Source organism: Seonamhaeicola sediminis (genome assembly GCF_004358095.2).
Taxonomy (GTDB): Bacteria; Bacteroidota; Bacteroidia; order Flavobacteriales; family Flavobacteriaceae; genus Seonamhaeicola; species Seonamhaeicola sediminis.
The window spans coordinates 164,358-177,779 of sequence record NZ_SMZJ02000006.1 but is presented as its reverse complement, the minus strand read 5'-3'; the positions used below and the strand labels follow the sequence as shown (position 1 = coordinate 177,779).

At 34.3% G+C, this 13,422-nt stretch carries 12 protein-coding genes; 3 read left to right on the top strand and 9 right to left on the bottom strand.

The features are described from left to right. Positions 1 to 33: 33 nt before the first annotated feature. Together E1J38_RS11605 and E1J38_RS11600 are read right to left on the bottom strand one after the other, a co-directional pair. Complete coding sequence (locus tag E1J38_RS11605; RefSeq protein WP_133356807.1) at positions 34 to 1,266, bottom strand: M48 family metallopeptidase; 1,233 nt, start codon at positions 1,264 to 1,266, stop codon at positions 34 to 36. A 13-nt stretch (positions 1,267 to 1,279) separates the two neighbouring features. Continuing rightward, on the bottom strand, positions 1,280 to 2,077 hold the full coding sequence (locus E1J38_RS11600) for a TrmH family RNA methyltransferase (RefSeq protein WP_133356808.1): 798 nt from the start codon (positions 2,075 to 2,077) through the stop codon (positions 1,280 to 1,282). An 81-nt stretch (positions 2,078 to 2,158) separates the two neighbouring features. On the opposite strand from E1J38_RS11600, the gene E1J38_RS11595 reads away from it, so the two are divergent. Further along, positions 2,159 to 2,947 (top strand): DUF6503 family protein, encoded by a 789-nt coding sequence (locus E1J38_RS11595; protein ID WP_133356809.1) that lies wholly within the window; start codon positions 2,159 to 2,161, stop codon positions 2,945 to 2,947. Between the two features lie 105 nt (positions 2,948 to 3,052). Here the strand turns inward: E1J38_RS11595 and E1J38_RS11590 are convergent, their stop codons facing one another. Beyond that, a complete protein-coding gene (locus E1J38_RS11590) occupies positions 3,053 to 4,120 on the bottom strand; it encodes a DUF3810 domain-containing protein (RefSeq protein WP_133356810.1) in 1,068 nt (355 codons plus the stop codon). 74 nt (positions 4,121 to 4,194) lie between these two features. Between E1J38_RS11590 and E1J38_RS11585 the strand changes: the two genes are divergently transcribed. Continuing rightward, on the top strand, positions 4,195 to 5,655 hold the full coding sequence (locus E1J38_RS11585; RefSeq protein WP_133356811.1) for an aminoacyl-histidine dipeptidase: 1,461 nt from the start codon (positions 4,195 to 4,197) through the stop codon (positions 5,653 to 5,655). A 6-nt stretch (positions 5,656 to 5,661) separates the two neighbouring features. Here E1J38_RS11585 and E1J38_RS11580 read toward each other — a convergent pair whose 3' ends face one another. The 6 genes from E1J38_RS11580 to E1J38_RS11555 all read right to left on the bottom strand — a co-directional run bounded on the left by E1J38_RS11580 (position 5,662) and on the right by E1J38_RS11555 (position 11,823). Beyond that, positions 5,662 to 6,165 (bottom strand): nuclear transport factor 2 family protein, encoded by a 504-nt coding sequence (locus E1J38_RS11580; RefSeq protein WP_133356812.1) that lies wholly within the window; start codon positions 6,163 to 6,165, stop codon positions 5,662 to 5,664. Positions 6,166 to 6,258: 93 nt separating this feature from the next. Next, positions 6,259 to 6,477, bottom strand: coding sequence for a membrane protein insertion efficiency factor YidD (gene yidD, locus E1J38_RS11575; RefSeq protein ID WP_133356813.1), 219 nt, complete (start codon positions 6,475 to 6,477; stop codon positions 6,259 to 6,261). A 74-nt stretch (positions 6,478 to 6,551) separates the two neighbouring features. Beyond that, complete coding sequence (gene cysS / locus E1J38_RS11570; RefSeq protein WP_133356814.1) at positions 6,552 to 8,033, bottom strand: cysteine--tRNA ligase; 1,482 nt, start codon at positions 8,031 to 8,033, stop codon at positions 6,552 to 6,554. A 39-nt stretch (positions 8,034 to 8,072) separates the two neighbouring features. Further along, positions 8,073 to 8,750: a GTP cyclohydrolase I FolE gene (gene folE / locus E1J38_RS11565; RefSeq protein WP_133356815.1), complete on the bottom strand. Its 678-nt coding sequence runs from the start codon at positions 8,748 to 8,750 to the stop codon at positions 8,073 to 8,075. Positions 8,751 to 8,924: 174 nt separating this feature from the next. Continuing rightward, positions 8,925 to 10,457, bottom strand: a complete 1,533-nt coding sequence (locus tag E1J38_RS11560) for an OmpP1/FadL family transporter (protein WP_186525860.1) — start codon at positions 10,455 to 10,457, stop codon at positions 8,925 to 8,927. Between the two features lie 124 nt (positions 10,458 to 10,581). Then, positions 10,582 to 11,823, bottom strand: coding sequence for a hypothetical protein (locus E1J38_RS11555; protein ID WP_133356816.1), 1,242 nt, complete (start codon positions 11,821 to 11,823; stop codon positions 10,582 to 10,584). Positions 11,824 to 11,921: 98 nt separating this feature from the next. On the opposite strand from E1J38_RS11555, the gene proS reads away from it, so the two are divergent. After that, positions 11,922 to 13,400: a proline--tRNA ligase gene (proS, locus tag E1J38_RS11550; protein ID WP_133356817.1), complete on the top strand. Its 1,479-nt coding sequence runs from the start codon at positions 11,922 to 11,924 to the stop codon at positions 13,398 to 13,400. Positions 13,401 to 13,422 lie beyond the last annotated feature (22 nt).

The following is a 13,422-nucleotide window of genomic DNA, read 5'->3' as shown; positions in this document are numbered from 1 at the left end:
AAAAATTTTTACAAAGTCAATATTAACTTAGTATTACTTCCTCAAATTTTTTATTCGTTGTAAAAGTGTAGGGTGTGAGTAATGCATAAATACATATGCTGGATGTGGGGTTAAATTACTCAAACTATTTTTAGATAGTTTTTTCAAACTTGTAACAAGTGGTTCTCCTTTGTATGTGTTTTTAGCATAATCATCGGCTTGATATTCAAATTTTCTGGAGAAAATATTCATAATTAAACCAGTGATTTCAGAGATGGGTGCGTACAATAACATAAATGCGATAAGACCTACATGAAAACTTGCTGTTTCAACACCCAAAGCATAAGAGAGTAGTGGGTTTGAAATAAACAACGATAGAATATAAAATGTTAAACCCGTTAATAAAATAGAAGCTAATAAATTAAAAATAATATGCTTTTTCTTGTAGTGTCCAACTTCATGAGCTAACACCGCCACAATTTCCTCATCATCCAAATCGTTAATTAAGGTATCATATAGTGTAACGCGTTTTTCACTCCCAAACCCAGAGAAATAGGCGTTGGCCTTGGTGCTTCGTTTGGAGCCATCAATTATAAAAATTTTATTCAATTTAAAACCAACAGTTTTCGCGTAGGCCGAAATTTTATCTTTTAAATCTCCTGATTCTAAAGGTGTTTGTTTATTAAATAAAGGTACAATTAGTTTTGAATAAAACATATTCATGAATACCGTAAAAACCGTAACTAAAGCCCAAGCAAAAATCCAAAAGTATTTGCCTGTAGCCTGATAAAACCAAATGATTAAAGCCAAAATACCACCTCCAATTACAGCCATCATTAACCAGCCTTTAATTTTATCTAAAACAAAGGTTTTTTTATTAGTTTTATTGAACCCAAATTTTTCTTCAATTACAAACGTACTGTAATATGAAAGGGGGGTGGTTATAATGTCACTAGCCAACGTAATAATTCCAAAGAAAATAAGGGCAATAACAATAGGGTTAGAACTATAACTTCTAGCAATGTTATCTACAAACTCAAAGCCATCAAAAATTAAAAATCCAAGTGTTAAAAGTGTAGAAAAGGTAGAGGTTAAAACGCTAAACTTATATTTAGTAGTTTTATAATTTTGAGACTTTTCATATTCTTTTTCATCATAAATATCTTGTAGCTCATTGGGTAATTCATCTTTAAAATGTTTGGCGTTTAAAGCGTCTAAAATTTTGTCGATGATAAAATTTAAAATGATAATTGCTATGATGATGTAAAAAAGTGATGTTGCGGTCATGAAAAATTAATAATTAATTATTGATTCGTCTTTGACGAACGGCCTCAAAAATAAGAATTCCTGCGGCAACAGACACGTTCATAGAGTCTATTTCTCCTTGCATAGGTATAATCATATTTTGAGTAGAATTTATTCGCCATTCTTCGCTAAGTCCTGTAGATTCTGTACCAACAACAATAGCTGTTCCTTTAGTGAAATCTTGAGTATGATATTCAACCGATGCTTGAAGAGCAGCACAATAAATATTAATATTCTCAGATTTTAAAAATGAAACTATTTCAGATGTAGACCCTGTAGCTATTTGATTGGTAAATACACACCCCACACTAGAACGAATGATATTGGGGTTGTACAAATCGGTTTTAGGGTTGGCTATAATTACAGCATCTGCTTTTGCAGCGTCGGCGGTTCTTAGAAGAGCACCAATATTTCCTGGTTTTTCTGGAGCTTCAGCAACTAGTATTAATGGGTTTTTAGTGTTAAGAACTAACCTATGTATTGAGTGATTTTTAGTTTTTGCCACTGCCAAAACGCCTTCGGTTGTATCACGATATGCTAGTTTTTGGTATACTTCTTTTGAAATCTCAATAGAGTTTATTCGTTGATTTGTTAAATCGTTTAGTTGTTCTTTTGAATACAAATCAGGATAAAACAAAACGGTTTCTAAGTTATAGCCGCCTTTTATTGCTAAAGAAATTTCGCGTTTACCCTCAACTAAAAACAAACCCCTTTTTTTGCGTTCGCGAGATTTATCTTTAAGTTGAATGAGTTGCTTTACAAGCGTGTTTTGTGTACTGGTTATCTCTTTCATAACAATTGTACAAAAGTAGCTGTTTTTTGTAATACTTTCCTCTTAACTTCGTCCAAAGAGTCAACTTATTAAAACCAAAATATGAAGAAGGTATTTTTTTTAGTTACTGTTGTTTTTTTTACATCCTGTAAAAACACCAAAAAAGACACTATAGAGTATTCCAAAGAGACATTAAACGTTACCACCAGCAGTTACCCAGAAAATATCACTAAAGTATTTGAGGCTCATGGGGGTTTGGACAAATGGAATGAAATGAAAAGTTTGGTATTTACCATGCAAAAACAAAATGGTTTAGAAATAAGCACAACGGATTTAAAAAATAGAAAATCTTTAATTGAAATGCCAAATCATACCATTGGTTTTAATGGGGAACAGGTTTGGTTACATTCTAAAGATACTTTAGCTTATAAAGGTGTTCCCAAATTTTATTATAACTTGATGTTTTATTTTTATGCGATGCCATTCATTCTGGCAGATGACGGTATTATATATGAAGATACTAAGCCATTGGAGTTTGAAGGAAGATCTTTTCCTGGAATCAAAATTTCGTATGAAGCAGGTATTGGAGAATCACCAGAAGATGAGTATATTTTGTATTATAACCCAGACAATTACAAAATGGAATGGTTGGGCTATACTGTAACATATTTTACTAAAGAAAAAGCCAATGAACTTCATTTTAGAAAATATAGTGATTGGCAAAATGTAAACGGTCTGTTATTGCCAAAAACAAGTGTTAGGTATAACTATGAAGACAATTTGCCCACCACTGAGCATAGTGTTACTGAATTTATTGATGTAAAACTATCTAAAGAAAAACCTAACCCAACATTATTTGAGATTCCCGATAAGGCAGTGGTTGTAGAATAATTAGTTTTTTAGAAGTTTTAAACCTCTACACTTAGCCTTTGTGAAATTGTTATGAGTCTGTGAATAGGCAACCATTTGTTATAAAACCATAACGATTCATATTCTTTAAGCCCCATTTACCTTAAAATAATTAACCAAAAGTGCCACCACATAATTATAGCTTTCCATCCCTTTGCTTTGATTGTTCGCTCTTAAGTATCCGCTATAAAATGTTTTAAAAAGAGGCTCCATAGGGTTTTCATGTGCTTCCCAAAACAAGCGTACTTCTTCATAATTTTTTAAAATACCCTTATTTATGGTTTCTACAATGTCATCAAAAATCGCTTCGTCTCGTCTGTAAATTTCGTTTAAGCAGTACCGTAAGCCAAATGTATATCCACAGTATTTAAAATATACATCATTATTATGAATGGAAGCTAAAAAGCCAATAAAATTAGCCTCATTTTCGGCTGCATACCCCAATTGATGTGCTATTTCATGCGCCGATGTTGTTGGAAGTTTAATAATTGGCATGATCCCATCCACTTGTGCCTCGTTCGTTAACGGATTCAAATATCCGCTAAATCCCATGTATGTTAATGGGTAGCTAAACAAAGACTTTTTTATACTTTTTGGGTGATATTCTAAATGCGGAAAATCGGTTTTCAAATTGTGATATCCATTAGTAGTATTTTTAAAGATTTCTCCTTTTGAATACGGTAAAACAACCTTTAAAGTATCATTCTTGGTGATTTCAAAATGTAAACTATTAGATTTTTTAATAAGTTTTTTGGTAACCGTAATTAATTGGTCGGTAGTATAATCATGCTTCAAATTAAGGTTTTTATGCAGCGGTAAGCGGTAATAGTTTAAACCCCAAAATAAATGAAAAGCAAAGTATATAATGGCAACTGCTGACGCAACATCTATCAACCAATTTTTACTATCTTTAATAATGCGTTTTCTATTCTTAAATAGCCATCTTAAAATATAAATAATTCCGAATGCGTAAACCAAATCACCAAAAGAAAATGGTAACCAGCCTAAAACAAACCTAAATAATTTTGATATATATATGTACACACCATTGCTGTAAAAAGACTCGACAAACTCGGGTTGTCTTGACAACAACACTACAAGTAAATACTGGGGAATTATACTAAGTGCCAGAATGCGTTTTTTGTTTTTCAGCATAAATCAAAAATACACAAATGTTATCAATGCTTTGTAGTAAAACGTATCTTTGTATAATTTGAATTTTGAAAGCAATGAGTAAAGAAATTAGACAACTAGAACCTAAACAATTGTGGAATAATTTTGCAGATTTAAACGCAGTACCTAGGGCATCAAAAAAAGAAGAACGCGTTATCGCTTTTATGAAGGCTTTTGGTGAAAATTTAGGTTTACAAACAATAGTAGATGAGGTAGGAAATGTGATTATTAAAAAGCCTGCTTCCAAAGGGATGGAAACTAGAACGACAGTGGTAATGCAATCACATTTAGATATGGTGCATCAAAAAAATAATGATACCGTGTTTGATTTTGATTCCCAAGGTATTGATATGTATATTGATGGTGATTGGGTGAAAGCTAAAGGCACAACACTTGGAGCAGATAATGGTTTAGGAGTTGCTACCATTATGGCAATTCTAGAAAGTACTGATATACCACATCCTGCAATTGAAGCATTGTTTACCATTGATGAAGAAACAGGTATGACGGGTGCCATGGGGTTAAAAGGTGGATTGTTGAACGGTGGTATTTTACTCAATTTAGATACAGAAGAAGACGATGAAATAGGTGTTGGGTGTGCTGGTGGTATTGATATTACCGCTACAAGAACATATGTAGAAGAAGATACACCAGAATTTAAAATTGGCTTTACTATTGAAGTTAAAGGTTTACAAGGTGGACATTCTGGGATGCAAATTCATGAGGGGTTAGGTAATGCTAATAAAATAATGAATCGTTTATTATTTGATGGATTTGAGAATTATGGTTTACGAATTTCAGAAATTGATGGTGGAGGGCTTCGTAATGCTATTCCTAGAGAGAGTAAAGCTATTGTTGCCATTGATGCTATACATGAGGCTACATTTTTGTCAGAAATGACTTTGATTTCTAGTACTATAAAAAAGGAATTAAAAACAACCGAACCAGATTTAGAGGTAGTGGTTACTAAACGTGAAACTCCCAAAAGCATTATGGATTTAGGCGTTCAGGAAGGGGTTACTAGAGCGTTATATGCTACGCAAAATGGGGTGTATAGAATGAGTGCTGATATTCCAGATTTGGTTGAAACATCAAATAATTTGGCACGTGTATTAATAAAAAATCGCAATATTAAAATTGCTTGTTTAACAAGGTCTTCAGTAGGAAGTGCCAAAATGGATTTAGCGAATACTTTACGGGCTACCTTTGAGCTTACAGGTTGCGAAGTTGAATTCTCTGGCGATTATCCAGGATGGACACCCAATATGGATTCTCCTATTTTAAAAGTTATGGAAAAACTTTATGAAGATTTAAACGGAGAAAAACCTCATGTGGCTGCTTGTCATGCTGGTTTAGAGTGTGGTATTTTAGGAACTAATTATCCAGATATGGATATGATTAGTTTTGGCCCTAATATAAAAGGAGCACACTCCCCAGATGAGCGTGCTCAAATTTCTTCAGTGCAAAAGTATTGGAAGTTTGTGTTGGAGATATTGAAACATATTCCTGAAGAATAATGATTACTAATTTTTCTCTTTTTTAATTTTTTCTTGTTTCATAAGTTTATTTACCTCATTCCAAATTTCATTATAAATCATGAAACTTTGGATATATTGGGTGAATTTCCATATACCATTTTCCTTACGAAGAACCCCAGATCCACGAAAGCGATTACCGCTATTGTTTGAAACCATGACTTCATCAAACCAGGCAATTTTACCGTTTTTAGAGACATAAATATTTCGATTAGTAGAGTGGTAAGACCAACCTCCATCAGCGAATCTTTGACTTACATAGTTTGAGAAATCAGGAATTAATGGCCAGCGTTCCCATTCGTCGGTTCCCATATAAACAGCATCTTTAGTAAAATGGCTTAGGTATCTTTTCTTGTCTGCGTTTTTTGCAGCGTCATGAAAATCGTCTAGTTTATCGTTTATAATTTTCTGGTCGGGAGTTAAATCTTGTGCGATGGTGTTTTTTACAGTTCCTAAGAGCATAACCATTATTAAAAAAAACAGTTGTTTCATTACTAATGCTTGTTAATGTTAAAAATAGATTTTGTGTTATTAGTGATATGGTCTCAGACTAAGATAGCTGAAATTTTTAATATGAAGAATTTGTTAAGGCACTGGGTCATACCCTGAACCACCCCAAGGATGGCATGAAAAAATACGTTTTAATGCAAGCCAACCGCCTTTAAAAAGTCCATGTTTTATTAGGGCTTCTTTACTGTAATGAGAGCAAGTGGGTTGGTATCTACAAGTGGCAGGCATAATTGGTGAAATTAGTATTTGGTAAACTTTTATTAAAAACAAAAACGGAGAAATAAGGAATTTCATAAAATGCTTATTTGTGGATTTTTTTTAGCTGTTAAGTTGGAAACGAATAAACAACTAAACAGATAAACCAGAAACTAGTTTACAGTAAACGTGGTACCGTCTTTACCGTCTTTTAGAACAATGCCCACCTCTGCAAGTTCATCTCTAATCTTATCGGATAGAGCAAAATCTTTATTGGCTCTGGCTTCATGTCTAAGTTTTATTAGAACATCTACAGCACCTGTTAATTTATCACCTCCAGATTTAATTTCAACATCTTTCAGTAGGCCTAAAATATCAAACATAAACGTATTTAAGCTACTTTGTAATAATGATAAATCATCATTGGTGAGCGTTTCAGTACCTTCTTTTACTTGGTTGATATATTTAGCGCCTTCAAATAAGTTGGCTATCAAAATAGGGGTATTAAAATCGTCGTTCATGGCGTCATAACACTTTTGTTGCCACTCCCCAATATTAATAGATGAGGTGCTAGACGCTTTTAGTTTAGGAATTATTGATATAGCTTCCATTAATCGGTTATAGCCCTTTTCGCTAGCCAGTAAACCTGCGTCGGTTAAATCTAATACACTTCTGTATGAGGATTGTGCCATAAAGAAACGAATAACGCTAGGTGAATAAGCTTTACTCATCTTGTCATTATTACCGGATAACAATTGGTTTGGATTTATAATATTTCCCGTAGATTTAGACATACGTTGCCCATTCATTTCTAGCATATTAGCATGCATCCAATAGTTGACAGGTGATTTGCCTAGTGCGGCTTCGTTTTGGGCAATTTCACATTCGTGATGCGGAAATTTTAAATCCATACCACCCCCATGAATATCAAAAGTTTCACCTAAATATTTGGTACTCATGGCGGTGCACTCTAGATGCCAACCGGGAAAACCATCGCCCCATGGTGAAGGCCAGCGCATAATGTGTTGTGGTTCTGCTTTTTTCCAAAGGGCAAAATCTTGTGGATTTTTTTTATCACTCTGACCATCTAATTCTCTAGTGTTATGAATTAAATCGTCTAACTTACGTTTACTTAACTTTCCGTAGTCATTGGTTTCATTAAATTTATGAACATCAAAATATACCGAACCATTTACTTCATAAGCAAATCCGTTTTCAATAATGGTATTTATGAGTTTAATTTGTTCAATGATATGGCCTGTTGCGGTTGGCTCAATACTAGGTGGTAAAAAGTTTAGCGTATTTAAAATGTTATGAAAATCTACGGTGTAGCGTTGAACCACTTCCATTGGTTCAATTTGTTCTAAACGAGCTTTTTTTGTGATTTTATCTTCGCCTACGTCAGCATCATTTTCTAAATGTCCTGCATCCGTAATATTTCTAACATAACGTACTTTGTACCCTAAGTGCTTCAGGTATCTGAATATAACATCAAAGGACATAAAGGTTCTCACATTACCTAAATGTACATTACTATAAACCGTAGGACCGCAAACATACATACCTACATGGCCTTCATTTATAGGTTTAAAAACTTCTTTTTCTCCGGTAAGTGAATTGTATATTTTTAATTCCTGACTTTTATAAAGTTGCATGTTGGGTTAGTTAGAATAAAATTGGGAATTACTTTTTGTTTAAAATTTGGTATCTAATTTAATGTAATCTAAAAATTCTCGACGTGTTGCTTTATCTTTAAACCTTCCTCCAAATTCAGAGGTTACAGTACTACTTTCAATATCTCTAATACCTCTTGAGTTTACACATAAATGCTTAGCGTCAATAACACAGGCAACGTCCTTTGTGTCTAAAACTTCTTGAAGTTCTTTAACAATTTGAATGGTTAGACGTTCTTGAACTTGAGGGCGTTTGGCATAATAATCTACAATACGGTTCATTTTAGATAAACCAACCACTGTGCCATTAGAAATATAGGCAATATGGGCTTTTCCAACTATTGGTAGTAGATGGTGTTCGCAGGTTGAATATACTGTAATGTTTTTTTCAACTAGCATTTCACCGTATTTGTATTTGTTTTGAAACGTAGAAGCACTAGGCTTTTTTTCAGGATCTAAGCCTCCAAAAATTTCTTTTACAAACATTTTGGCTACCCGGTTAGGCGTGCCCTTCAAACTGTCGTCACTTAAGTCTAAACCAAGGGTTTCCATGATATGACGAACATCATCTTTAATGATGTCAATCTTTTCATCATTACTTAATTTAAAGGCGTCACTGCGCATTGGGGTATCCTGAGATGTGCCAATATGCTCATTTCCTAATGCGTCAAAATCTTCAAAATCTTTATCAAATTTCATCGGTAATTATGTGAAAATTTAGTTTGCAAAGATAAGCATTATACTTTTGTAATACTTGATCTTAGTAAATAATTAATACTTTGATATTAGTCTGTAGTTGTAAATAATAATTACACAAAAAATAAAAGCTTGAATAATAAATATTCAAGCTTTTGTATTGTAAGTGCTTTATCCTTATATATTAAAGCTTAACGATATTGTTATGTTAGAGTTTGTCCTGTCTACCATAGCTTGAGGGGCTGTGCCAAAATCTAAATTGTAAAGATTATTGTTAAATGATCTTTCTGCTCTGTCATAGGTTACGTCTAGTTTGGTATTTCCAAAGTTGTAACCCAAACCTAATGAGTACCCATTTAAATCTCCTACAGTAACACCATCAGCATATGGACTTTCTTCAAAGCGATAACCACCTCTAAAGCTAAATTGTTTGTGTTTATACTCTCCACCAAGTCTGTAGGTTGAAGCTTGAGTAAATAAGTCACTAATATTGGCGTTTAAATCTTGGTAGTAACTATCATTTTCTGGTTTAAACTTAGTGCTACCATAATCTTTTCTAGAGTAATCAAAACTAATTAAACCTTGGGTTCCAAAAACATAAGCCAAACTCCCTGTAAATCTGGCTGGTGTTTGAAGTCTATAACTTGGGTATACATTAATAACTTGAGGAAAAATTTCTGTAAACCCATTAGCACCATCTGTTCCTAAGTATTGAGAGGTTTCCTCTTCAATAGTATACCAAGTAGGGGAATCATAAGTTACTCCAACTCTAAATTCTTGGCTTAATTTCATGATACCACCAATTTGAAATGAAAATCCATTTCCTCTGGTGGTTAAACTGTTTTGAAATTCTACAAAATTAACGGTGGATCCGTTGTTGTTATTGTCTTCAAATAATAAGGTTGAACGTTGGTAATCTATGAAATGAGTATTTAGGTTAAGGCCTAAGTAAAGGTTGTCTTCGTATTGAGTTGCTAGGTTGAAAGATACTTTACCATTGTAACCCGTTGCTGCATAGGTGTAATCATGCATAAAGCTTCCTGGTGCAATGTTAGAAGTATAAGTTGTATTAGCATCATTATTAATATCATCTGGCTCTAAAATAAAAGACTCAAAACCTAAAAACGCCTGTTGGTGTGAAAAGCCATAAACACTACCGATGTCTTGATAAGCATCTGCTAGAGACTCACCTGGTAGACTGGAAATTTCATCAAGCCTTTTGCCATCTGCAAAATCATAAAAATAACTAGCAATAGAATTACTGAAATCAGGGTCATTAGTGGTATTGGTGCCAGCGGCAAACCAGCTATCATCAAAATTATTGGTTCTTTCGTAAGCAACTGCTAGTGAGAACTTTCTCCAAGGCGAATTGTTGTTGGCTGCGAAAACAAAAGCAGCTCCTGCTTGATTTAAATCAAAGTTCGATTCGTTTGTTGAGCCAAGTCCTCCAAAATAATTAGAGGTGTTTTCAATATCCATATTTGAACCTGATAATGACGCATGACTTCTTGTAAAAACTGCAGAACTTGCTGGGTTTAAACTTACAGCACTCATGTCTCCTCCTAAGGCTCCAAAAGCACCACTTAAGGCTCTAAAACGGGCAGTTCCTTGTATGTTGTCTTGAGAATATCTTAAAGCATCAGTTAGATCCTGAGCGTAGATAAAGGGCATAGATAGTAAACCTATGCATAGTAAACTTAACTTTTTCATGCGGTTTTTGTTTATCGTTTTTTAATGGTCAAAGTAACCTTTAATATTCAAAATTACTGCTTCTGTGAATACTCAATAATAATTTTAAATATGTCGGTTTCATGGGCTTATTTTTTTATAAAGATTATCGGCGTCTTCCACCTCCTGATGATGAACTTCTGCTACTTCCACTTGAAGATCTAGACATAGAACCAGAGCTTGAGCTTCTACTGCTTGAAGAACCATACGAACTTCTAGAAGAAGATGGTGAAGAATAATTCGAATAAGATCTTCTAGAAGAGCCACTATAGCTACTACTAGGTTGTTTGTAGGTGCTAGAACTCCTTCTTGTTGTTGACGACGACCTACTAGTTGAGTTAGAAGAAGGCGTTCGAGATATAGTAGTTGTTCTTCCTTGAGAATTTGTATATCTACTAACCGTACCTGTTCCAGAAGAACGTCTAACACCGTTGTAGTTAGAAGGATTTCTGTTCACGCTACTAATGCGGGATGTAGTTTGGCTATTGTTAGAAACAGTTGTTCCTCTTCTAGTATAGGTAGTTGCTCTGCTGGTAGTGCTGTTTACACTACTTCTGCGGGCCGTATTATATTTTGAGGTGGTATTTCTATTTACATTAGAAACACTACTTCTTCTAGAAATGTTGTTTCTACTACTTAAGTTGTTTCTTGAGCTACCAGAATAATAACTTCCTCTTCTACTGGAACTGTAAGCTAAATTCCTTGGGTTGTAAAATCTATTACCATATCTCCATTGATTCCAGCTCCAGTTATTCCAGCCCCAACCAAATCCAGCGTTCCAACCCCAGTTATTCCAGCCCCAGTTATTCCAGCCCCAGCCATTCCATGCCCAATCATTCCAACCCCATCGGTTCCATCTATTCCAAGAGTTCCAACCCCAGCCATTCCAACCCCAGTTATTCCAGCCCCAGTTATTCCAGCCCCAACCAAATCCAGCATTCCAGCCCCAGTTGTTCCATCCATTATCAATATAGTTTATAGTAACATTGTTGCTTTGTTGTCCCCAACCAGCATGACCTTGATAGTCATTATAAATAGTATCATTTACAGTATAATTATCAGATTGATAAGAATCAATATCTGTAAAGATGTCATCGTTTTCTAAAGCTAATTCAGATTCTAAAGACTTGCTTCTAAAGTAATTTTTGTAGTAGTTGCTGTTGGATTCGTTAGGCACGTTAACAACAGTTTCTGTAGGCGTATTAACTACTGTTATTTGTGAGTCACTATATATACCATCATCGTCAACACCTACATACTGATAAGAGCCACATGACAATAGGCCAAACATTAGTCCAATCATGGCAATGAATGATACTTTTCTTTTGGAGTAGTTATTAAAGCGCATATCTCTAGAATTTTATTGTTGAACATAACAAAAATAGTTAGTTTTGCTAAACTATTTTCTATTTTAAATATTCACAATATTTGTGCCAAAAGATTGATATGAGTAAAAAACTTACTAGCAGAGCAGAAGATTATTCCAAATGGTATAACGAATTAGTTGTTAAGGCAGACCTAGCGGAGAATTCGGCTGTTAGAGGATGTATGGTAATCAAGCCATATGGTTTTGCAATTTGGGAAAAAATGCAAGCAGAATTAGATAAAATGTTTAAGGAAACAGGTCATCAAAATGCTTATTTTCCACTTTTTGTACCTAAAAGTTTGTTTGAAGCTGAGGAGAAAAACGCCGAAGGATTTGCAAAAGAGTGTGCTGTTGTAACACATTACAGACTACAAAATGACCCTGATAAACCTGGTAAGTTAAGAGTTGACCCCGAAGCAAGATTAGAGGAAGAGTTGGTAGTAAGACCAACTAGTGAGGCCATTATTTGGAACACCTATAGAAATTGGATTCAATCTTACAGGGATTTACCAATTTTAATAAATCAATGGGCTAACGTAGTGCGTTGGGAAATGCGTACTAGATTGTTTTTACGTACCGCAGAATTTTTATGGCAAGAAGGACATACAGCTCATGCTACCAAAGCTGAAGCCATTGAAGAAACTAAATTGATGAATGGGGTTTATGCTAAATTTGTTGAGAACTTTATGGCTATACCTGTCATTCAAGGTGTTAAAACTGAAAGCGAACGTTTTGCTGGAGCAGAAGACACCTATTGTATTGAAGCTTTAATGCAAGATGGAAAAGCATTACAAGCCGGAACTTCTCATTTTTTAGGTCAAAATTTCGCTAAGGCATTTGATGTAAAGTATGCTACAAAAGAAGGAAAGCAAGACTATGTTTGGGCAACATCTTGGGGTGTATCTACCAGATTGATGGGAGCTCTAATTATGACGCATAGTGATGATAATGGACTGGTATTACCACCAAACTTAGCACCTTATCAAGTGGTAATAGTCCCTATTTATAAGAATGAAGAACAGTTTGAAGCCATAAGTAAAGTTGCTGAAGAAATTATTAGTGATTTAAATGATAGGGAAATTTCGGTTAAATTTGACAAACGTGATACATTACGCCCAGGAGCTAAATTTGCTCAGCATGAATTACAGGGAGTGCCATTACGTATTGCTATTGGTCCGAAAGATTTAGAAAATGAAACTGTTGAGCTAGCTAGAAGAGACACACTTAGTAAGCAAACAGTTATTTTAGACAGAATAACTATTGTTATAGAAGATTTGTTGGAGGAAATTCAAGAGAATCTTTTTAATAGAGCATTAGATTTCAGAAACGAGCACATTACCAATGTTGAAACCTTTGATGAGTTCAAGGAAGTATTAGAAACTAAAGGTGGTTTTATTTCAGCGCATTGGGACGGTACCAATGAAACTGAAGAAAAAATAAAAGAGTTAACCAAGGCTACAATAAGATGTATTCCTCTAGATTCTAAGGAAGAGAAAGGGGCTTGTGTTTACTCTGGAAAGCCTTCAAAAGTAAGAGTATTATTTGCAAAAGCATACTAGTCTAAATTTTTTTTAAAAAAAA